The organism is Streptomyces sp. NPDC020917 (assembly GCF_044333795.1).
Classification (GTDB): Bacteria; Actinomycetota; Actinomycetes; order Streptomycetales; family Streptomycetaceae; genus Actinacidiphila.
Genome location: NZ_JBIRRR010000002.1, coordinates 494,704 through 515,428, shown reverse-complemented (window position 1 = coordinate 515,428; position 20,725 = coordinate 494,704). Strand labels below are relative to the sequence as shown.

The 20,725-nt window shown below is 73.7% G+C and carries 22 protein-coding genes; 8 read left to right on the top strand and 14 right to left on the bottom strand.

From position 1 onward, the window contains the following. Positions 1–8: 8 nt before the first annotated feature. The 4 genes from ACH4TG_RS06360 to ACH4TG_RS06345 are packed head-to-tail and all read right to left on the bottom strand — an operon-like array spanning position 9 to position 3,769. On the bottom strand, positions 9–680 hold the full coding sequence (locus ACH4TG_RS06360) for a response regulator (RefSeq protein ID WP_398240996.1): 672 nt from the start codon (positions 678–680) through the stop codon (positions 9–11). Beyond that, positions 677–1,843 carry a sensor histidine kinase gene (locus ACH4TG_RS06355; RefSeq protein ID WP_398240995.1) on the bottom strand — a complete coding sequence of 389 codons (1,167 nt, stop codon included), beginning with the start codon at positions 1,841–1,843 and terminating at the stop codon, positions 677–679. The genes ACH4TG_RS06360 and ACH4TG_RS06355 overlap by 4 nt, the downstream gene beginning before the upstream one ends. A gap of 20 nt (positions 1,844–1,863) precedes the next feature. After that, the gene (locus ACH4TG_RS06350; protein ID WP_398240994.1) at positions 1,864–2,817 is read right to left on the bottom strand and encodes a hypothetical protein; all 954 of its coding nucleotides are present in this window, start codon (positions 2,815–2,817) and stop codon (positions 1,864–1,866) included. Further along, positions 2,798–3,769 (bottom strand): ABC transporter ATP-binding protein, encoded by a 972-nt coding sequence (locus ACH4TG_RS06345; RefSeq protein WP_398240993.1) that lies wholly within the window; start codon positions 3,767–3,769, stop codon positions 2,798–2,800. Before ACH4TG_RS06345 ends, ACH4TG_RS06350 begins: the two co-directional genes overlap by 20 nt. 229 nt (positions 3,770–3,998) lie before the next feature. On the opposite strand from ACH4TG_RS06345, the gene ACH4TG_RS06340 reads away from it, so the two are divergent. Then, positions 3,999–4,985, top strand: a complete 987-nt coding sequence (locus ACH4TG_RS06340) for a phosphorothioated DNA-binding restriction endonuclease (protein ID WP_398240992.1) — start codon at positions 3,999–4,001, stop codon at positions 4,983–4,985. A gap of 80 nt (positions 4,986–5,065) precedes the next feature. Here ACH4TG_RS06340 and ACH4TG_RS06335 read toward each other — a convergent pair whose 3' ends face one another. The 4 genes from ACH4TG_RS06335 to ACH4TG_RS06320 all read right to left on the bottom strand — a co-directional run bounded on the left by ACH4TG_RS06335 (position 5,066) and on the right by ACH4TG_RS06320 (position 8,168). After that, on the bottom strand, positions 5,066–5,752 hold the full coding sequence (locus ACH4TG_RS06335; protein WP_398240991.1) for a hypothetical protein: 687 nt from the start codon (positions 5,750–5,752) through the stop codon (positions 5,066–5,068). A gap of 56 nt (positions 5,753–5,808) precedes the next feature. Next, on the bottom strand, positions 5,809–7,629 hold the full coding sequence (locus ACH4TG_RS06330; RefSeq protein WP_398240990.1) for a hypothetical protein: 1,821 nt from the start codon (positions 7,627–7,629) through the stop codon (positions 5,809–5,811). Positions 7,630–7,693: 64 nt separating this feature from the next. Beyond that, entirely contained in the window at positions 7,694–7,906 is a 213-nt protein-coding gene (locus ACH4TG_RS06325) for a hypothetical protein (RefSeq protein WP_398240989.1), read from the bottom strand. A gap of 46 nt (positions 7,907–7,952) precedes the next feature. Then, positions 7,953–8,168 (bottom strand): hypothetical protein, encoded by a 216-nt coding sequence (locus tag ACH4TG_RS06320; RefSeq protein WP_398240988.1) that lies wholly within the window; start codon positions 8,166–8,168, stop codon positions 7,953–7,955. A gap of 267 nt (positions 8,169–8,435) precedes the next feature. Between ACH4TG_RS06320 and ACH4TG_RS06315 the strand changes: the two genes are divergently transcribed. From ACH4TG_RS06315 to ACH4TG_RS06295, 5 genes are all read left to right on the top strand, one after another. Beyond that, positions 8,436–8,834, top strand: a complete 399-nt coding sequence (locus ACH4TG_RS06315; RefSeq protein ID WP_398240987.1) for a helix-turn-helix domain-containing protein — start codon at positions 8,436–8,438, stop codon at positions 8,832–8,834. 217 nt (positions 8,835–9,051) lie between these two features. After that, on the top strand, positions 9,052–9,303 hold the full coding sequence (locus tag ACH4TG_RS06310) for a hypothetical protein (RefSeq protein ID WP_398240986.1): 252 nt from the start codon (positions 9,052–9,054) through the stop codon (positions 9,301–9,303). A gap of 145 nt (positions 9,304–9,448) precedes the next feature. Beyond that, positions 9,449–10,195, top strand: a complete 747-nt coding sequence (locus ACH4TG_RS06305; protein ID WP_398240985.1) for a hypothetical protein — start codon at positions 9,449–9,451, stop codon at positions 10,193–10,195. Then, positions 10,192–10,530: a winged helix-turn-helix domain-containing protein gene (locus ACH4TG_RS06300; protein WP_398240984.1), complete on the top strand. Its 339-nt coding sequence runs from the start codon at positions 10,192–10,194 to the stop codon at positions 10,528–10,530. Before ACH4TG_RS06305 ends, ACH4TG_RS06300 begins: the two co-directional genes overlap by 4 nt. A gap of 100 nt (positions 10,531–10,630) precedes the next feature. Then, positions 10,631–11,836, top strand: a complete 1,206-nt coding sequence (locus ACH4TG_RS06295; protein ID WP_398240983.1) for an alpha/beta hydrolase family protein — start codon at positions 10,631–10,633, stop codon at positions 11,834–11,836. Here ACH4TG_RS06295 and ACH4TG_RS06290 read toward each other — a convergent pair. Next, the gene (locus tag ACH4TG_RS06290) at positions 11,820–12,629 is read right to left on the bottom strand and encodes an SAM-dependent methyltransferase (RefSeq protein ID WP_398240982.1); all 810 of its coding nucleotides are present in this window, start codon (positions 12,627–12,629) and stop codon (positions 11,820–11,822) included. The two genes, ACH4TG_RS06295 and ACH4TG_RS06290, sit on opposite strands and share 17 nt — an antisense overlap. 115 nt (positions 12,630–12,744) lie before the next feature. Between ACH4TG_RS06290 and ACH4TG_RS06285 the strand changes: the two genes are divergently transcribed. Beyond that, positions 12,745–13,380, top strand: a complete 636-nt coding sequence (locus tag ACH4TG_RS06285) for a winged helix-turn-helix transcriptional regulator (protein WP_398240981.1) — start codon at positions 12,745–12,747, stop codon at positions 13,378–13,380. Positions 13,381–13,749: 369 nt separating this feature from the next. Here the strand turns inward: ACH4TG_RS06285 and ACH4TG_RS06280 are convergent, their stop codons facing one another. From ACH4TG_RS06280 to ACH4TG_RS06270, 3 genes are all read right to left on the bottom strand, one after another. After that, positions 13,750–14,277: a hypothetical protein gene (locus tag ACH4TG_RS06280; RefSeq protein WP_398240980.1), complete on the bottom strand. Its 528-nt coding sequence runs from the start codon at positions 14,275–14,277 to the stop codon at positions 13,750–13,752. Positions 14,278–14,384: 107 nt separating this feature from the next. Beyond that, positions 14,385–15,884, bottom strand: coding sequence for an ATP-binding protein (locus tag ACH4TG_RS06275; RefSeq protein ID WP_398240979.1), 1,500 nt, complete (start codon positions 15,882–15,884; stop codon positions 14,385–14,387). Between the two features lie 16 nt (positions 15,885–15,900). Beyond that, positions 15,901–16,584, bottom strand: coding sequence for a response regulator transcription factor (locus ACH4TG_RS06270; RefSeq protein WP_398240978.1), 684 nt, complete (start codon positions 16,582–16,584; stop codon positions 15,901–15,903). A gap of 342 nt (positions 16,585–16,926) precedes the next feature. On the opposite strand from ACH4TG_RS06270, the gene ACH4TG_RS06265 reads away from it, so the two are divergent. Beyond that, positions 16,927–17,769 carry a DUF3152 domain-containing protein gene (locus ACH4TG_RS06265; protein ID WP_398240977.1) on the top strand — a complete coding sequence of 281 codons (843 nt, stop codon included), beginning with the start codon at positions 16,927–16,929 and terminating at the stop codon, positions 17,767–17,769. 59 nt (positions 17,770–17,828) lie between these two features. Here the strand turns inward: ACH4TG_RS06265 and ACH4TG_RS06260 are convergent, their stop codons facing one another. Next, entirely contained in the window at positions 17,829–19,628 is a 1,800-nt protein-coding gene (locus tag ACH4TG_RS06260) for a hypothetical protein (protein WP_398240976.1), read from the bottom strand. Continuing rightward, entirely contained in the window at positions 19,625–20,686 is a 1,062-nt protein-coding gene (locus tag ACH4TG_RS06255; RefSeq protein ID WP_398240975.1) for an ATP-binding protein, read from the bottom strand. The genes ACH4TG_RS06260 and ACH4TG_RS06255 overlap by 4 nt, the downstream gene beginning before the upstream one ends. Positions 20,687–20,725 lie beyond the last annotated feature (39 nt).

Sequence of the window (20,725 nt, the reverse complement as noted above, 5' to 3'; positions counted from 1 at the left end):
CACGCTCATCATCCGGGCGGCGCGGGGCGGGCGAGGCCGTGGTCGTAGGCGAAGATGACCGCCTGGACGCGGTCGCGCAGCCCGAGCTTCTCCAGTACGTGCCCGATGTGGGTCTTCACCGTGCTCTCGGCGATCGCGAGGGCTCGACCGATCTCGGTATTCGTGCGGCCCGCGATCACGAGGTCGAACACCTCGTGCTCGCGCGGCGTGAGCCGGGCCAGCGCGCGGGGCCGCCGTACGGGCCCGGGCAGGCCGGCGGCGAAGACTTCGATGAGGCGGATCGTCACGGACGGTGAGAGCAGCGCCCCGCCGTCGACGGCCGCGCGGATGCCGTGGAGGAGTTCTTCGGGCGGGGCGTGCTTGAGCAGGAAGCCGCGGGCGCCGGCGCGCAGCGCTTCGAAGACGTACTCGTCCAGGTCGTACGTCGTCAGGATGACCACCCGGGGTGCGGGTCCCGTGCCTGCCGCGCTGATCCGGCGGGTGGCCTGAAGGCCGTCCATGAGCGGCATCCTGATGTCCATGAGGACGACGTCGGGGGCCAGTTCGGCGGCCAGCCGGGTCGCCTGGACGCCGTCGGCGGCCTGACCGACGACGGTCAGATCGGGCTGGCTGTCGACCAGCATCGCGAGGCCGGCCCGCACGACGGCCTGGTCGTCGGCGATCAGGACGGTGACCGTCATCGGGTTCCTCCGGTGGGGCCGTAGGGCAGTCGGGCGTGGACCGCGAACCCGCCGTCGGGCAGTGCGGCAGCGGTCAGGTGTCCGCCGTGGAGCCGTGCCCGCTCCCGCATGCCGAGCATCCCGAGGCCGCCCGTGGTCGGGACGCGTCCTGAACGCACGCCTTTCGCGGCCCCGTTGACGACGGAGAGCACGAGTTCTCGGGACTGAAAGCGCAATTCGACCTCGGCGGCCGCGCCGGGTGCGTGCTTGACCACATTGGTGAGTGCCTCCTGCACGATGCGGAAGATCGTGAGCTCCGCTCCGGGCGACAACGGCCGCATCGGGCCCACCACCGTCATCTCTGCTGCCACGCCGGCACTGCGCACCGTGGAGATGAGGGACGGCACTTCGGCCAGGCAAGGGGCGGGCCGGCGCGGCGTCTCCTCGGGTTCTCTGCGCAACACGCCCAGCAAATGGCCCAGTTCGTTCAGGGCCTCACGGGCCAGACCCTCGATGGCACCGAACGCCTCGACGCCCGAGGCGCCCTGGAAGCGGGTGCTGCCGGTGGTCGAGGCCGCCATGCGAGCGGCCCCGGCCCGCACGGTGATGGCCGACAGCTGGTGTGCGAGGACGTCGTGCAACTCGCGGGCGATACGCACCCGTTCGGCGTCCCGCGCGGCCTCCACCGCGGCCGAGGCCGCCCAGCGCCGGGACGCGGCCGCGTCTCCCGCGAGAAGTCCCGCCACGAGCAGGACGCCCGGCAGGCCGAACGCCATGCGCACGTGGTAGTTCACCATCGCCGCCACCGCGACGACCGCTGCACCGGCGAGCAGCGGCCGCGCGAGCCGGCGCGGCACGTCGCTGTACGCGCCGACCGCGTACGCCGTGGCCGCCACCGCCACCAGCCCTGAAGCGAGGTGCAGGCCGTATGCCGTCCGGAGGGCCAGCGCGCCGCAGGCGAGGGCAAGACCGACGACCGGCAGACGCCTGCGCCACAAGGACGGAACGGACTGTACGAGCGCCAGTGCCAGGAACCCGCAGACGGCCGCGGCGGTGCCGCCGTGTCCCGGCGGGCGCCAGGGCCAGGGCACATCGGCCAGCGCCCATCCCCACAGGACCGCGGTGACCAGCAGTTCCGCCCTCTTCCGGGCGGCAATCGCCCGTAGACGGGTGACGCTCGGCATGGCCTGAGCGTACGCCCGGGTCAACCCGTGACGTCCAGACGCCGGAACACCTGCATCGCGGCGAGAGCGCAGACCAGGAACAGGGCCGAGACGCCGATCAGCCCTGGCCCGTGGCCGGGCGGGGTGCCGTCGGCGCTGATGAACCGCGACCAGAAGTTGTCCGGCAGGCTGCTGATGGACCCCTGGCCCGCGGCAAACCCCATCCACCCCTGGATCCAGGTCGCGGGTGTCCATCTGCCGAGTCCGGGCAACGCGGCGGCGATCAGCATGGCGATGACCGCCGCGGTGCCGGCGGCCGCCGTTCCGATGGCGCCCCGGGTGACCACTCCGGCCAGGAGGCCGATCGCCGCGAAGGCGGCCAGCACCAGCAGCGACCGGCCGATCTCGGCGCCCGCCCAGGTGAGGGCGTGCCGCGCCGGCTGGTGAGGGTCCGGCAGGTGCTCGACCCTGCGGATCACCGGGCCCGCCGCTGCGAGACCGGCCCAGCACGCGCACAGCAGGCACACCGCGGCACCCCAGAGGCCGGCCAGTTTCGCGGCCATGATCCGATGGCGCCGCCCGTTCTGGGTGAGCAGGTGCTTCAGCGTCCGGCCCGACCATTCGCCGCCGACATGGCCTCCGGCCAGCAGGGCCAGCGCAACCGCGCCTGGCAGCGAGGCCGTCAGGCCCGCCGCTTCTGCTCCGGCGGCCAGCGGGTCCAGCTGGGCCGCGGTGCGGGCGGCGGCGGCCGTTGCGGTGGCGCGCTCGGCCTTGGCCCGCTGCCGCTGCATGTCCTGGGCGTATGTGCAGGACGGCCCGGCCGGCAGGCGCAGAGCCGCGCAGGACAGCGGCGGGTGCGCCGCATCGGTCATCGACTGGCGGGCGTTCGACGCGCCGCCGATCGCGAGAAGGACGCAGAACAGGGTGGAGGCAGTGGCGACGGCCCATGTCAACGGGCGGTTCAAGGTGATGAGTTCAGCGCGCAGCAGTCGCATCGCCCACGCCCTCCTGAGGGGTCGACGTGACCGACCCCACGGCGCCCGGCCACCTGGTGTCGGCGGCGGCGCCACCCGTCAGATCGAGGAACGCCTCCTCCAGACCGGACCGTTCGACCCGGATCTGGTGCGCCCACACGCCGCCGCGTCCGAGCGTCTCGTTGACGGCGCGGCCGTCGTCGCCCTTGACCACGATGGCGTCGGGGCCCGCGGCAGCCACGGTGAAGCGCTCGGCGAGCAACTCCCGTGCCGAGGGCTGTTCGGCAGGTGCGAGGACGATCCGGACGACGGCTGTCGTCAGGTCGTCGGGGGTTCCCTCGGCGATGAGGCGGCCCGACGTCACCACGGCCACCCGGTCGCAGACCTGTTCCACCTCCGTCATCTGGTGGCTGGACAGGAACACCGTGGTCCCGGTGGCGGCCAAGTGCCGCACCGTGGTGCGGAACTCGCGGATGCCCGCCGGATCCATCCCGTTCATCGGCTCGTCCAGCAGCACGAGCGACGGCTCTCTCAGCAGGGCGAGAGCCACCGCGAGTCGCTGACGCATGCCTTGGGAGTACGTCTTCACCTTGCGATCGGCGACCGGCATCAGGCCGACCCTGTCCAGAGCGGCGTCGACCGCGTCCGGGTGCGGGAGGGGTGGACCGCACAACGCCAGCGCGTCGAGGCTGCGCCGGCCGGTCATCCACGGGTGGAACGCCGGCTCCTCGATCATCGCGCCGACCCGCGCGAGACCGTCCGGGTCCGGCAGCGGGCGGCCGTTCAGCCACGCCCTGCCGGTCGACGGCCGCACCAGCCCCAGCAGCATCCGCATCGTGGTGGTCTTGCCGGATCCGTTCGGCCCGAGAAACCCGTACACCTGGTTCGCCGCCACCGACAGATCGAGCCCGTCGACGGCGGCCTGGCTCCCGTAGGTCTTGCCGAGCCCTTCGCAGCGAATGGCCTCGTCCACCGGCGCTCCTCCCTGTCCCTGGGCCGCGTTCCGGGTCACTTCGCGCAACCCCGGCTTCAGGTCGCAACGTTAGGGCCGGCCCAGCAGCAGGTCATCGGACTCCGGACCAGGCGCGCCTCGTCCAATCGTCGAGTCCCCGCCGGCCGGCGCGTACCGGCGACGGCACGTACGAGCCCCGCGGAGCCGGATGTCAACTGGGCGGGCCCGCCGGGCGTTACGCTCGTCGGCCATGAGCTGGGTGGAGCGCGCGGCGAACCTGAGGCAGTGGAGCAGGAGCGGGGTGCGGGCGCCGCACAAGCCGCTGCTGTTCCTGTACGCCCTCGGCCGGTACCAGCAGGATGCCGACGGGGAGTTGCGGTACACCGCGGTGGAGGACGACCTGCGGCAGCTGCTCGTCGAGTACGGCCCGCCGAACCGGACGACGCCCGCGTACCCCTTCCACCACCTCGTGAACGACGGGGTGTGGGAGGTGCGCACCGATCGCGGACCCGGCAGTCCCGGTACCGAGGTTCGGGAGCTGCGGGCCGCCGGGGCCGCGGGGCGGCTGGCGCCGGAGCTGCGGGCGGCGCTGCGCCGGGAGCCCTCGCTGCTCGGCCGGCTGGCCCGGGTCCTGCTCGACCTGCACTTCCCGCCGTCGCTCCACGGCGACCTGTGCGAAGCCGTCGGCCTGGAGCTGGATCCCGCCCAGCCCACGGGACTTGCGGCCGCCAGCCGCAGGCCGCGGGACCCGCGCATGAGGGAGCGGGTGCTCACCGCCTACGAGTACCGGTGCGCGTTCTGCGGGTACGACGGCAGGATCGGCGCGGTCCCCGTGGGCCTGGAGGCGGCGCACGTGCGCTGGTGGGCGTTCGGCGGCCCCGACGAGGTCGACAACGGCCTGTGCCTGTGCTCGCTGCACCACAAGCTCTTCGACAAGGGCGTGCTCGGCTTGGGCGAAGCCCCGGCCGCCCCCGACACCCCGGCCGACCCGGACGGTCCCGCCCGCCCCGATGGCCCCGAAAACCGCGAAGGCCGCGAAGGCCGCGAAGGCCATCGCGTTCTCGTCTCGCAGCGGTTCGTCGGCCACAGTGTCGCGGCACGCGAGCAGGTCCTGGCGCTCGCGGGGCGCCCGCTCCTCGGTCCGCAGGCGGGCGGGTGGGCGGTCGCGGCGGTCCATCGGTCCTGGCACAGCAGCCAGGTCTTCCGCGGGGAGCCGCGGCCCGCCCCGGCCGGTTGACGGTTCCGGCCGGCCGGCGAGGCCCCGGTGCGCAGCGGCACGTCGAGCGTCCGGGGCCCGGTCACGCGGGACGCGCGGGACTAGCTGACGTAGCGGTGCATGGTGACGGTGGGCTGGAACTGCTTCAGCGGGTCCACGGCCTGGGTCCGCGGCGCCGAGGCCACCGCGCCGCGCAACACGGAGACGACCTGGGCCGCCAGGGCGTCCGCGCGCTGCTTGATGTCGGCCACGGAGCGGTTGGAGTGCCCGAGCCCGTACGCCTGGCTGCTCAGCAGGTCCAGCTGGTGCCGGGTGCCGGAGTCCAGGGTGAGCACGCCGGGCGTCGAGACGACGAACTGGTAGGCGCCGGCGAAGGTCTCGCACTCCGGGCAGTGCACGTTGGTGGCCTTGCCGAGGTTGCTGGCGTGCAGGCGGATGTTCGTGCCGGCCGTGGTCACGATCTGGAAGGACAGGGCGATCGAGCGGCACGGGTCGTCCGCCCTGCAGGCGATGGACGTCGCCACGGCCCTGTTGTTCGCGGTGGCCGAGACCAGCGCGCCGAACTGGTGGACGGTGAAGGACTCCTGGTAGCTCACCGGGTGCACGCGGGTGGCGATCGTGCGGGCCTGGTCGACGGCGACGCCGACGTCGTGGGGGATGCCGCCCGAGGCGTGGGCGGTACCGGCGGTGGCCAGCGTCGTCAGGCCGGCCGTGGTGAGCATGCCCCAGCGGACGGCGCTGCGCCCGGCGCGCACGGAACTGAGCTTGCGCGGTTTGCGGTGGGTCATGGTGGTTCTCCTCATGTGGTGGGATCGGGCTACGGGCAAGTTCGGCGGGTGCCGCCTCACGACGCGGACGGCGAGCCGGTCACGGTCCCGGTCGGCGTCGGGGTCCCGGTCTCGGTCGGGGTGGGCGTGGTGGGGGTCGCCGTGGGCGTCGGCGTGGTCGGCGTGACGCTGGGCGGGCGGCTGGAAGGCGGCGGCGGCGCGGCGCTGGTGGGCGGCGTCGCGGGACCGGTGGTCGTGGGACCGGCGGACGTCGGGGGCCCGCTGGTCGCGGGCGTGGTCGTCGGCGCGGTGAAGGCCGGGCCGGTGGAGGCGCCGGCGGGTGACTGGTCGCCGACGGGGGTGGGCCCGGCGGCCGGCGCGGTGGTGGTGGGGGCCGTGGTCGGGGTCCGCGGGAGCGGCAACGGCTCCAGCGGCAGGTGCGGTTGGAGCAGGGGCGCGACGGGCTGCTGGGTCGGCGCCGACCGCGGGCCGATGGCACCGACCCACACTCCGGTCAGGACGATCGTGGCGCTCAGCGCCACCGTCCCCACGGAGACGCGCAGCCGCGGACGCGCGCGGGCGGCGCGGTCGGCGGCCCGCACCACGCGGCTCCCGACGCGGACCGCCAGGTACACCGCGCCGGCCAGCGGACACAGCAGCATGAAGCAGCCGATCAGGCCGACGAGCCCCGCGGCGATCTGACCGTCCGCGAACGCCGACGCGGTGTCGGCCAGTTGATGGGCCAGCGAGCGCAGGGCGGTCTCGGCGAGGCGGGGCAGGTTCCACAGGAGGTAGCCGCACTCGACGACGACCAGCGGCACCATGGCCAGCACCCACACGGTGACGACCGTGCGGGCGGACCGTTTGAGGTCGGCGACCTCGGCGGGGACCGGCCTCCCGGGCACCATGCCGAGCAGGATCGGCTTGACCTTGCCGAAGAGATCGGGGACGCCGGCCAGGTCACCGAGGATGTAGTAGCCGTCCAGCCGCATGACCGGCATGAGCTGTTCCAGGATCTCGATGTGCGCGAGATAGACGGCGCCGAGGAAGAACGACTGCCCGCTGAGCAGGTACCCGCCGAAAAGGGCCACCAGGAAGACGACGTTGAAGTAGACGCCGCCCAGGTCGGTGCGGAGCCGGCCGCCGCGGCCGAGCCGGTACACGTCGGTGACGTCGGTGTACATGGAGGGCCAGATCAGGAACAGCCCGCAGCCGATGCATCCGGGATGGCCGCCTCCGTACCGGCACCCCGAGGCGTGGCCGAACTCGTGGAACACCAGCGACGCCACCGTCAGGGCGAACACCACCAGCATCAGGGCCGGGTGCTCCAGCACGTCGACGACCGGGGCCATCGCCCCGTGGACGCCGAACAGCCAGACGTCGGACGCGATCGCGACCGCCAGCACCAGGAACACCACCGGTGGCAGGTGCAGCCACGCCAGCGACCGGGCGATCCGGGCGACCTGCCGCTCCCGCAGCAGCACCCGGTGGCCCTTCAGCACCAGCAGCAGATCGGTGCGGGGCCCCACCACCTGGTCGTCCCGCTGCCCGAACGGCACCGTCACGCCGAGCGGTTGGAGCTTCTCCTCGACGAGATAGCGCACGTTCTCGGGGCTGATCTCGCGCGCGCAGCGGGCGCTGACCCGGTGCGCGATCGTCTCGGTGTGGCGCTCCCCGTCCACCGAGCCGACGATCTCGTAGAGCAGGCGCGACAGTTGCACGACCTGCCCGTCACCGCGGCGCACCAGGTACTTCGGCTCCTTGGACCCCGATCCCCGGTACTCGCCCAGGACCCGCAGTCCGGCACTGAGCCTGGGGACCGGGAAGACGGCGCCGTCGGAGACGTTCCCACCGGTCGGGCCGCGTCGGTCGAATTCGCGGCTGTCCGCCACCGTCATCCTGATCCTCTCCCGACACGGACCGCGTCGTGCGACGACGCGGTCCGCATGCAAACCGGCCTTGTTACTGGGAGATGGAGATGCTCTGGGTGGCCTCGGCCTGGGCCACGGCGTCCGGCGAGAACAGGTTCGCCGCCACCGAGTGGTTCGCCGCGTTCACCGTCGCGATGTGCTTGGTGACGTAGGTCGTCTTGGTGAAACTGAACCTGAGCTTCCCCAGGGCCTCGCGGCCGGGGAGCAGTTCGGCGGACTCGGCGTTGAGTTCCTGCACGTTCATGGCAATTCCTTTCGATGGCCCGGGCGGTGCCCGGGAAGGGGGACGGTTACTGGGAGATGCAGATACCCTGCGAGGCCTCGGACTGGGCCACGGCGTCCGGCGAGAACAGGTTCGCCGCCACCGAGTGGTTCGCCGCGTTCACCGTCGCGATGTGCTTGGTGACGTACGTGGTCTTGGTGAAGCTGAACTTCAGCTTCCCCAGGGCCTCGCGGCCGGGAAGGAGCTGAGCCGACTCGGAGTCGAGTTCCTGCACGTCGAGCATGGGATTTCCTTCGGGGTGAGGGACAACAGGACGCCATGCCGGGCAGGCCCGGACAGCGTCCAAGAATGCCGGACGAACTGTCCGACGACATTGGACGGTAGCGAGTCAGCCGCGCCCCTCGCAAGTCACGACACGTGTCCGAGTGATCACTCTGAGATATCGCCTGGTGAAGGGCGTATCCACGCCCGGCCGTCGCCCGTTGGCCACCGTAGACTCGGCCTCACTGTCGACAGGCCGACCCGGCCCGCTAGCAGGAAGACACCATCCGTGGCCAACGCACTGCAGGAACTGATCAAGCGCCGGCTGGAGCAGCGGGGCTGGTCGTACGGGGACGTCGCGCGCCGCGGCGGCATCCCGCGTTCCACCGTCCACCACCTGGCCACGGCCCAGCGCGCGGCGGCCATGCCGCAGCAGGGGACACTGGAGGGCCTCGCCCGGGGTCTGGACCTGCCGCTGGACACCTTGCGCCGCGCGGCCGCGGAAGCCTGCGGGATCCATCTCTACACCCAGGGCCCGGCCGGCAACGCCTCCGATCCGGAGGTCGACATGCTCATCGCCAGCGTCGCCCAGCTCTCCCCCACCGACCGCCGTCATGTCGCGGCGCTCGTCGAGTCCCTCCTGCGGCAGCAGGGCGACGCGGAACAGCCCGGGACCGACGGGGAGTAGGCCGGCCGCGCGACGGCGGGCCCGGACCACTTCGAGCGCCGGGACACCGGCCCCCACCAGGACGGACTCCGGAATCCACCCGACCGCGCCTGAGGCAACGTCATGGCAAAAAGCCACATCCAGCCCGGAACCGAAGAATTTGCGGTTATCCTCTCGTCCTGCCCGAGGTGAGCCAAAGCGAGCAAAAGCTCCGTCGAGAGGGGGGCATGTGCTAGTCGTGCACGGCGGACCCACCACCGCAGTCGTCCGAGGCCGGACCGGAGAACCCGTTGTCCTGCTCTCCGGGGAACTCCCCGAAGTCCTCACCGCCTCCAGCCTCGACGCCCTTCTCAACCTCGCGGCCGCCGTCCTCACCCACGACGAGATACAGCTCTTCCGCCGCTGCCTGAACGCACTGACCTGCGGGGAGAAACTCGACGAGCGCCGCATCGAGGTCAGCGGCGCGACCCTCACCATCTACCGCCCCTGACCTCCCCCGGACTGCGGGGAGTTGGGAGCGGTCCCCACCGCAAGCCGGCGGCCGGCCACGGACCGCCGGCTCCCCCATGCCGGGCCCCGGCAGCAACTCGTGCGGGTTTCTTGTCAGAACTGGTTTGTGATGCAAAGCTGATGCCATGACAGAGGCATCGGTGCCCTCGCCGGACACCCCCCGCGAAGTCCTCGCCGGTCTCGGCGACTTGACCCGCCGGGTCCGCGCCGCCCAGCGCGGCGCCTGGTTCCCGCTCCTGCTGCTCGGTGCGCTCACCCTCGGGGGCATCCTGGTCAGCCGCTTCACCACCAAGGTGATGGCCGTTCCCTGCCCGGCGATGCATCCCGCGGCAGGCGCCGGGTGCACCCTCATCAGGCACGGCTCACCGCTCTACTGGCCCCTCGGACTCGCTCTCGCCTACATCGCGACGGCGGTCTTCTCCCTCCGCCGGTCCCGCAACCGCGGAGTCGGCTCCCCGGTCCGGCCCTACGTCCTCACCGGCATCGCCCTGGTCGGGCTGGTGACCGCCACCGCGGTCTGGAGCATGCGCCACGGGATCCCGCAGCCGGGCAGGCCCTTCGACTTCTGGGGCCTGCACCTGGACCCGACCTCGCGGACGACGACGTTCCTCGAACGACTCACCGGGGACGCCACGGCGGTCGGGCTGCCGCTGCTCGTGCTGTCCTGGGTGGAACGCAGCCGCGCCCTGCTGCTCCTCACCCTGGTGTACCTGGCCGTCGAGCTGGTGCCGGCCACCACCCGCTGGATGCGGATCCCCGCCTCCTCGTCCTGGTCCGCCCTGCCCTACCTCGCCGTCCCCGGCGTGCTCCTCCTGCTCGGCGCCCTCGGTTTCCGCCTGGCCGAGCTGCCCCGCCGGCACGACGCCTCATGACCGACGAGCCCGACCAGCACCCCGTCACCAGCCTGAACGACGTGGTCCACCAGCGCGTCCGCCTCGGCATCCTCACCGTCGCCCACCAGGCGCGCCGGGTCGAGTTCGGCTTCCTCCGCACGGCGCTGGGCCTCACCGCGGGAAACCTCAGCCAGCACCTGACCGTCCTGGAGAAGGCCGGACTGGTCGCCGTCGAGAAGGGCTACGAGGGCAGACGCGCCCGCACCTGGCTCTCCCTCACGCCCGCCGGCGACCGCGCCCTCCGGGACGAGGTCACCCAGCTCAAGCGGCTCATCGACGGGATCGAACAAGGCGACCCGGGCCCGGAGTCCTAGCCCGGGCACCTGGGCACACCTCCGCCGCGACCCATGCGCGGTGGAGCTCGGCGAACAACGGACAGCGTGCCGGACACCATCCGAGAAACCGGGAGGACAGTTGACCACGACACCGGTCACCAGCAGAACGGACATGACGCGCCGCCGCATCCTCGCCACCGCGGCGGCCGCGGGGCTGGGAGCCACCGTGCCCCTGGGCGTGCCGCGCCACGCGTGGGCGGCGCCGGCCGCCCCCGGCCCGGCACGGCTCACCCTGCCCGCACCCACCGGACCGCACCCCGTGGGCACCGTACCGCTGCACCTGGTGGACACCGCGCGCCCGGATCCCGTGGCCGGCCCCGGGCGCCACCGCGAGCTGATGGCGGCCGTCTGGTACCCCGCGCGCACCGCCGCGGGACTCCCGCGCGCGCCCTGGATGGCCGAGGGCGCACTGCGGGCCTTCCTGGCGGACGTCGGCTTCCCCCTCGACCCCGCCCTCGGCCCGCTCACCGCCGGGCTGACGGGCGCGCCCGTGCACCGCACGGGCCACCGCCTGCCGGTCGTGGTGTACTCGCACGGCTCGGCCAGCCACCGCGGCGACCACACCGTCATCGTCCAGGAACTCGCCAGCCACGGCTTCGCCGTCGTCACCGTCGACCACACCTACGACACGTTCACCGAGTTCCCGGACGGCCGGGTCGTCACCCCGGCGGCCGACGTGCCGATGTACCCGAAGGACTTCGCCGCGGACCTCCGGTTCCTGCTCGACTGCGTGGCGGAACTCGCCGCCGGGCACAACCCCGACGTCGACGGCAGGGCCCTGCCCCCGGGCCTGCTCGGCGCCCTCGACCCGCGGCACGTCGGCGCGTTCGGCTGGTCGAAGGGCGGCACCGCCACCGCGCTCACCATGCTCGCCGACCGGCGCGTCAGTGCCGGGCTCGGCATCGACGGCCCGATGCAGCCGACCATCACCACCGACCTCGACCGGCCCTTCATGATGATGACCGCCGACTTCACCCGGGCCGCCATGCCGGACATCGCCGAGTTCTGGACGCACCTCCGCGGCTGGCGGCTGGACATCCAGGCGGAGGGGGCGGTCCACAACTCCTACGGCGACAACGCGACACTGATTCCGCAGGCGGGCGCGATCCTCGGCATGACCGACCAGGAGATCCAGAGCTGGGTCGGCACCCTCGATCCCGCCCGGTCGGTAAGCATCCAACAGGCCTACCCGCGCGCCTTCTTCGACCTGCAGCTGCGGCACCGCGGCGGGCAGCTGCTCGACGGCCCGAGCCCGGCCTTCCCCGAGGTCACGTTCCTCCCATGACCCCGGCCGCGGTGAAGGTGCCGCGGTGGACGGTGAGGGTGCCGGCGGTGACGGCGATCGCGTAGTTGAGCATGCGCGTCGGGCCGTCGGCGAGGAGGGCGGGGAGCGCGAGGGGGGCCGGGCCCGCGGAGGACAGGCGGCGGCCGAGGTCGGCGAACCACCGCGTCGCCCACGCGGATTCGTCCGCCCACTCCACGACGCCGAAGCCGGCGGACCGGATGGTGCGGCACAGGTCGTCCGCGGTGGACAGGAAGCTGTCGGTGCCGTCGAGCGACCACGGCAGCGGCAGCGGCGGCTCCTCGGCGCCCTCGCCGCGGCAGACCTCGAGCACCGCCAACCGGGCCCCGGGACACAGGCGTTCGGCGATGTCCGCGAAGAAGCGCCGCTTGTCCTCGACGTTCATCTGCACGTGCAGGGTGACGGCCGCATCGAAGGCGGCATCCGGCGCGAGACCGGCCAACGGGGCGTGGAGGAAGCGGACTTGGGCGGCCAGGCCCGCGCTCTTAGTCAGGGCGCGGGCGGCGTCGACGTACGCGGCGGTGATGTCGACGCCCACCACGTCGCAGCCCGTGGTCCGGGCGATCTGGCGGGCGGGGCCGCCGAGCCCCGAGCCGACGTCGAGCACGGTCATCCCCCGCCCGAGCCGCAGCCCGGGAAGCAGCCGATCGACGGCCTCCGCGCCACCGGCATGGAACTGGTCGACACCGTCCAACTGGTCCTGGGTGAGCGCGCCCACCGCGCCGCCCGCCAACTTCTCGATGGCGTCGACGATGCCGGATTCCTCGTAGGTCATCGACACGTCCTCCTGGATGAGGAGCAAGGAGCATCTACTTGAAAAAATAAAGCGACTAACAAAGAAAGTCAACCATCCCATGGAGATGAGCAAGCGGGCGCGGTAGCGTGGCGGGGTGAAGAGCTACCGCCAGTACTGCGCCGTCGCCCGTGCGCTGGACGTCGTCGGCGACCGGTGGGTGCTGCTCATCGTGCGCGAGCTGCTGGCGCTGGGGCCCAGCCGGTACACCGACCTCAGACGCGGGCTGCCCGGCATCGCGACGAACCTGCTCGCCGACCGGCTGAAGGCGATGGAGGCCGACGGGCTGATCGAGCGCTACGACGCGCCGCCGCCCGTGGGCACGGCACTGTTCCGGCTGACCGAGCGCGGCCGTGAACTGCGCGGCGTCGTCGCGGCCTTGACCGAGTGGGGCCTGGACCGCATGCCGCCCGGCCCCGAAGCCGACGACGCGGTGCAGCCTCACTGGTCGGCACTCGCCGGAGCGCTGCTGCGCCCCGACCACCTCGCACCCGACGCCGAGATCGTCGTGGAGATCACCTCAGAGGGCGAGACGCTGACCCTCCGCCTGCGCCACGGCACCTTCGACATCCGCCGCGGCCCCGCACCCCACCCCGACCTCACCCTCACCGGCCCGTCCATGCTCGTGGGCGGCCTGCTGTCCGGCCTGCTGCCCGCCACCGAAGCCGCCACCCAGGGCCTCCGCATCACCGACCCCACCCACCTCCTCCCCACCCTCCTCCCCTCCGCCTAGCCGCCTCCGAGGCGACCGCGTCCCCCTCACCTCCCGCACCCGGGGACCGGCCGGAGGGACGGTGCGGGAGTGTCCCCGCAGGAACTGTGCATCCCCCCGCCCCACCCCACGAAAGAACCCGCACGCACAGTTCCGAGGAGACACTCCCGCGGCGGCCCCGCCCCCACACCGAACATGCACCGCAGGGGCGCGGGGAACTGCGCGCCCAGCCACAGCACCGCAGCACACGGCAACGGCGACCACGGGCACCACAGGGTTGCCGCAAGGGGCGCGGGGAACTGCGCGCCCAACCACGGCGAACCGTTCGACGGGAGAGCACAGCGGGGGCACCCCGGTTGCGGCAACGCGCAGCGAGATTCACCCGCACCCTCAGGACGGACAGTCCTGGACCCTCTGGATCCGGTGCCAGTCGGGCCCGACAACCTCGACCTGGACGGCAACCGTGGACGGAACCGTCGGGATGCCCGACGGCTCAGCGACCCCGGGCTGCGCCGGAAGGGCCCCGGGGCTCGCCGCCCCGAAAGCGCTCGCCGCGGTGCAGGCGAGCTGCCGCAGGCCGAGAGCGTCGGGCGCGGGCATCCCGCGGGGCAGGCGGACCGTGACGGTGTGGCCCTGCGTCCAGACCCCGACGGAGCCGCCCGGGGCCGCGGGCCGGAGCAGATGGGTGGTGAGGTCGGGGCGGCCGGCCGCCGCGGGCCCTGCGAGCAGCAGCTCGACCGCGGTCGTCACCGGGTCCTGCTCGTCCTTCACCTCCTGCCGGACCGGCCGCAGCCGGCTCCCTTCCAGGAAGTACAGGACGGCCCGGGAGCCCGCCGCGGGGACGGTGGGCAGCCCGCTCGCCGGCACCCCGACGTCGATGACGCCGGACGTCGGCACCCCGCACCCGGCGAGCAGCACGACGGCGCCCGCGACGGCACCCGCGGCGGCCAGGGGACCGGCAAGGCCCGCACGCCGGGTCCCCCCGCGCGACCCTGGGCCGGCTCCCCGCGCCGCGCAAGCCCCCCTCATGCTTTCCCCCCTCCCCGCGGAGCCGGCAGGTCGACGGTGAAGACGGCGCCGCCCTCCGGGCCGTTCGCGACGTGGATGCGGCCACCGTGCAGGCGGACGTTCTCCGCGGTGATGGCCAGCCCCAGGCCGCTGCTCTCGCTGCGGGTGCGGGCCGAACTCGCCTTGTAGAAGCGCTCGAAGACGTGCGGCAGTGCCTCTGCCGGTATCCCGGGGCCGCCGTCGGCGACGACCAGCCGGGCCCACGCCCGCGCGCCCTCCGCCCCGTACGCCCCGCCGTCCCCCGCAGCGTCGCGGTGCCGGGTGAGCGTGACGCTCACCGGCTGGGCGCCGTGCCGCAGCGCGTTGCCGGCGAGGTTGGCCACCACCACGTCGAACCGCCGGGGATCGACCGGCATCCGCAGCGCGCCGGGCTCCGGCAGGTGCGCCGCGACCTGGTCCTGCCAGCCGCGGGCGGCCAGGGTGCGCCGCACCGACTCGGCCAGGTCGATCTCGTCCAGGTGGAGTTCGGCGGCGCCCGCGTCGAACCGGGAGATCTCCATGAGGTCGTTGACGAGCCGCACCAGCCGTTCGGTCTCCTCGCCGATGAGCTGGACGGCCTCCGCCGTACCGTGCTCCAGGTGCGCGGCCTCCTCGTCCAGCACGTCGGTCACCGCGGACATCGCGGCCAGCGGCGTGCGGAGTTCGTGGGAGACGTCGGCCGCGAACCGCCGGGCCTGCTGCTCCATCCGGCGCAGCTCCGACACCGACCGCTCCAGCGCCGCGGCCGTCTCGTTGAACGCCGAGGACAGGTCGGCGAGTTCGTCGGAGCCGTGGACGTTGAGGCGGGTGTCGAGGTGCCCGTCGGCCATCCGCCGGGTCGCGTCGCGCAGGGCCCGCACCGGGCGCAGCACGCCGCGGGCGACGAACAGCGCGAGCAGGACGGCGAGCAACAGGGCCGGGAGCGCGGCGCGTTCGATCGCGCCGACCAGGGCGCTCACGTACCGCTGTTCCGTGGTCTGCGGGACCACGAGGTAGAGGGCCAGGCCCGAGCCGGTGCGCGGACTGCCGTCGTCGACGCGGACGACGGGCAGGCCGACGACGAGCGCGGAGCGGCCGTCGGTGCGGACGCGCTGGAAGACGGCCACCGAGCGGGTCCGCACCGAGGTGCGCAGCGCGGGGGTCAACTCGGGGAAGTAGTCGCCGGGTTCCGAACCCGCCTGCAGCCCGTCGAAGGTGGCCAGCACCCGCCAGTGCTGGGAGCGGTGGGTGGAGGCCAGGCCGGAGACGAGCGTGGCGAGTTCGGCCTGGCCGGGCTGCGCCGGGACGCCGGGGATCGCCGCGTCCACGCTGTCCCGGAACTGGTTCACGACCGTGTCCTGGCTCTGCTGGAGCACCCCGGTGCGCGCCTCGCGGAACGTCAGCGCACCGGTGCCGAGCGCGCTCACCGCGGCGATCAGCGCGAAGCCGGCGACCAGGCGGAACCGCAGGCTGCGTACCACTCCGGGCGTCCTGGCCATCCGCGGCGCCCCGCCGTCACGCGGCCGCGCGGAAGCGGTAGCCGAAGCCGCGCACCGTCTCTATGTGGCGGGACTCGCCGCCGAGCTTGCCGCGCAGCCGTTTGACGCAGGCGTCCACCAGCCGGACGTCCCCGTGGTAGCTGTGCTCCCAGACCTGCTCCAGCAGTTGCTGGCGGCTGAGCACCTGGCCGGGGGAGGCCGACAGGGCCAGCAGCAGGCGGAGTTCGGAGGGGGCGAGCGGCACCGGCTCGCCGCGGTAGGTGACGACGAGGGCCGCGCGGTCGATCGCCAGGTCGCCGTAGGTCCGGGGCGGCGGGCGGGTGCGGCCCGCGGTGTCCGGGACCGCGCGGCGCAGCACCGCCCGCATCCGCGCCTCCAGCACGCTGGCGCGCACCGGCTTGACCACGTAGTCGTCCGCGCCCGCCTCCAGGCCGACGACCACGTCCACGTCGTCGCCGCGCGCGGTCACGATGATCAGCGGGACCTGGTCGGTCCTGCGGATGCGGCGGCACACGTCGAGCCCGGGCATGCCGGGCAGCATCAGGTCGAGCACCACGACGTCCGGCCGGTGCGTGCGGAGCAGCACCAGGCCCTCCTCGCCGGTGGGCGCCGCCGCGACGTCGTGCCCGCGGTGCCGCAGCGCCCATTCCACGCCCCGCCGGACGGCGGGGTCGTCTTCGATGAGCAGCACGCGGGACACGGCATCAGTATGCGCAGGGCCCGCGGCGGGCGGGTCCCGCGAGCCGCTCCCGGCCGAGTTTGTTGCAGAACGGTCACATGAACCGTGCAACCCGGACCGGCCCCCATCAGGCACCCTACTCCAGTCCGTTACTGATCCGTGACCGGACGGACCATGCCTCATCATGTGCCGACGCGAGCCTGAAGTGAGCACGCACGGGGCCCGGTTGTCCCCCTCGGCGCCCGTGCGTGCGCAGCGCTCGACGGAACGGAAGGGACTCGACGGGGACGGGGCGGCGGCGCCGGGAAAGGCGCACGGCCCACGGGGACGACGGGAACGGACGAGGACGGCGAGGACGGGGACATGGGCGGAGCGGGCAACCGGAGGGCGCAGCCGCGTGGGAACGGGCGCGCGGGCCGGCGCGGCCGCAGAGGCACCGGCACCGGCTGGTACCTGCTGATGGGCCTGATCTTCCTGGTGCTGCTCGGGTGCACGCTCTACGCGGTGCGGGCCGGAGCGCGCACCCTCGCGGGCGGGCCGAAGGACCACGGTCCCCCGGCCGCCGCGAGCGACGGCACCGGCGGGACCCCGGAGGCGGCGGGCACCTCCTCGGGGACGGCGCGGACGACCACGCGGGCCGTCCCCGAGCACGGCAGCGGCGTGTTCAGCACGGCCCACGCCTCCGGCAGGGCGGTCGGGCACGGCACCGTACGCCGCTACGAGGTGCAGGTCGAGGGCGGCGCGGGCATCTCGGCGGCCGACGCGGCGCGGGAGATCCAGGGCATCCTCGGCGACCCGCGCGGCTGGACCGCCGACGGCCACGACGCCTTCCAGCTCGTCTCCTCGGGCCCCGCGGACTTCGTGATCAAGATCGCCACCCCGGACACGGTGGACGCGATCTGCGGGGCGGCCGGGCTGCACACGCACGGCGAGGTCAACTGCGACGTCGGGCCCACCGTGGTGGTCAACCTCAAGCGCTGGCTGCTGGGTTCGCCGCAGTTCCCCGGACCGATCCACGGCTACCGCGCGCTCATCGTCAACCACGAGGTCGGCCACCGGATCGGCCACGGCCACGAGGGCTGCCCGGGACCCGGCAAGCTCGCCCCGGTGATGATGCAGCAGATCGACGGCCTGCACGGCTGCAAGGCCAACGCCTGGCCCTACGACGCCGACGGCGACTACGTCCGAGGCCCGCGGGTACCGTGACGCCGGACCGACCGGCCCGACAGGACCAAGGAGCGGACCGACCGGCAGCCGCACCGCCCCTAATGCATGGCGAAGACCGGCCCCCGCGGCGCGAACGGCAGCCGGGCGCCGCGCGGCAGCAGGAAGGCGTGCTCGCGCCGGACCCTGAGCACGTCGCACGCGCCGTCGGTGATCAGCAGCACGGGCGCGGCCGGCGGGAAGTCGTCGGCGGCGAGCAGCAGGTCGACGCCGGGCTGCAGTTCGGTGCCGCCCCGGCCCCGTACCCGCACCCGGCCGGCGATCTCGGTGACCGGCAGGTACCCGGCGTCGAACGGTGCCGCGTCGCAGAAGACCACCCGGGCCGCGGGCACGTCCCGGGACCCGGCGTACGAGGCGATCGCGCCGAGCGCCTTGCCGAGCAGCCGGGGCGGCATCGAGCCGGAGGTGTCCAGGACGACGCCGAAGGTGCAGCGCTCCAGCTCCTCGGGCGGGAAGTACCGGCCGGCGCGCGGGATGCCGGGGGTGGACGCCTGGCGGCGCGAGGGCCGGGCGAAGCTGCGCAGCGGCTCCGGGCGCGGCACGTGCTCGTCGAACCAGCGTGCCAGCTTCACGTCCCAGGGCAGCGGGGGATGGGCCAGCGCCCTGATCTCCTCCACCAGGCCGGCCGGGAGCGTGCCGCGGGTCCGGTCGTGCAGGTCGAAGCCCTGGAGCAGGCCGCGGCGGTAGAACGCGTCCAGGTCGACGTACGCGGACGGCGCGGTGGCGTGCGGCAGCGGCTCGCCCAGCACGTCGCCGAGGCCCTTGCCGCGCAGCGTGGCGAGGCGGCGCAGGCGCCGGGCGTCGGTGGTGATCCGGTCGTACACCTCCTCCGCGGACAGGCCGGCGAGCGCCGGGTCGTGGAGCAGCCCGGACGGCATCGCGCCGACGCCCATCTCCAGCAGCCAGGCGTTGATCACGTAGTCGCAGGCGACGTTGAACAGGTACGGGTCGCGGGCGCCGCAGCGGTCGGCGTGCCGCAGCGCGGCGTGCAGCATCTCGTGCGCCAGCACGAACCGCCACTCCTCCTCGCTCAGCACGCGCAGCGGGTTGACGTAGATCTCGGCGGCGGCCGCGTCCACCGCGGCCACCGAGATCCGGTGGGCGCGGGCGAGGTCGGCGTCCGCGACCACGGTCATCCCCGCGGCGATGCCGCCGAGCAGCGGGTAGGACGACACGAACCAGTCGAGCGCCCGCTGCCACGGGCCCTTCGGGGTGTCGCCCGCCGCGCCCGCGGCGTTCATCGAGGCCGACACCGCGCGGGTCAGCGCCCGCGCGAACACGTCCTGCCAGTCCGCCGGGTCCCGCAGGTACGGCCAGGGCTCCAGCACCTGGTCGGGCTCGGGCCCGCCGGCCCCGCACCGCGCGTACCGCGCGGGCACACCGTCCCGGCGGAACCGCTCGGCCAGCTGCTCCTCGTCGCCGCCCGGGAAGGACCCGGGCAGCTCGAACGGCGCCGTCCCCACCGCGAGCGTCTGCTGGAAGCGGCTCACCACCACGCAGCGGGCCGCCAGCGCGGCGGGGTCGGGCGGGGTGCGCTCGCCGCGCGCGGCCGGGACGTGCCCGAAGCCCAGGTGCAGCAGGCAGTGCGCCAGCACCCAGGCCCACTCGCGGGGCTCGGCCAGCTGCCGCGGGTTGGCGTGGACGCACCCGTCGGAGTCCACCAGCGCCCAGCCCTGCGCCGGCGCGACGCGGCAGGACGCACGGCAGAAGTGCGCGTCCAGCGCGCTCAGGGCGGGATGGCGCAGCGCGATCTCCAGGCCGTGGCGGTAGTGGAGTTCGAGGCGCGGGTCGGGCGCCGGGGGACGCCCGCGCCGGTTCCCGCCGCGGGCCGGCCGGCTCATCGGCGGGCCTCCACCAGCCGGGGCATGTCGCGGGCCGCCTCCACCAGGAACCACGCGGGCAGCACCGGGTTGCCGTCCTCGTCGTCGGCGATCACCGTCTGCGCGACCTCGACGGAGATCTCGGCGAGCTGCACCAGCAGGGCCTGCGCCCGGTAGGCGGTCTGCCGCAGGGACGGCGAGGCGTGCTCCTTGCTCGCCGGCAGGTCCCGCATCAGCCGGCCGCGGAACGACTCGGCCAGGTAGTAGAGCAGGTCGCGGTCCTGGATCCGGTGCGGCCAGCGGGCGTCGCCCTTGAGGATCGCCTCGACCCCGACCGCGCTGCGCACGATCTTCACGTACCCGCAGAACGCCGAGGCGTGGGCGGGGGTGAGGGTGCCGTGCGCCAGCACCTTGAGCGTCTCCTCGTCGAGCGCCGGGCCGAACGAGGCGATCGCGTCGGAGAGCATGTGCCACGAGCGCGGCGTGGAGAACGGCTCCTCGGTCTTCGGCGGCTTCGACCACAGGTGGTGCGGCCGGTCGGTGAGGTAGTCGGTGATCCACGGGTGGATGCCCGAACGGGCCGCCCAGTGCAGCCAGTCCTTCGGCGACGCCTCAAGATGGACGTGGGTCAGGCGGTTGACCAGTGCGGACGCCAGCGGGCGGGCGAGGGCGTTGTCGGTGGCGCGGTTGCCCGCGCCGATGACGATGCTGCCCGCGGGCAGTTCGTAGCTGCCGATGCGGCGGTCCAGGATCAGCGAGTAGAACGCCTTCTGGACGTCCGGGGTCGCCGCGTTCAGCTCGTCCAGGAACAGGCAGTACGGCTCGTCGCGGGCGATCGCCTCGGGCGGGCAGAACACCGAGCGGCCGTCGCGGATCTGCGGCACGCCGATGAGGTCCTCGGGGGCCAGCTGGGTGCCCAGCAGGCTCACGCACTCCAGCCCGAGGGAGTCGGCGAACTCCCTGACCAGGGAGGACTTTCCGATGCCGGGCGCACCCCAGAGGAAGACGGGGCGCACGGTGGCCAGGCCGAGCAGCAGCTCGGGCACCTGGGCCGGGCTCACAGCGACGGCGGCCTGCACGGACGGATCAACTCCTGTGGCGGGAAAGGGGAGGGCGGC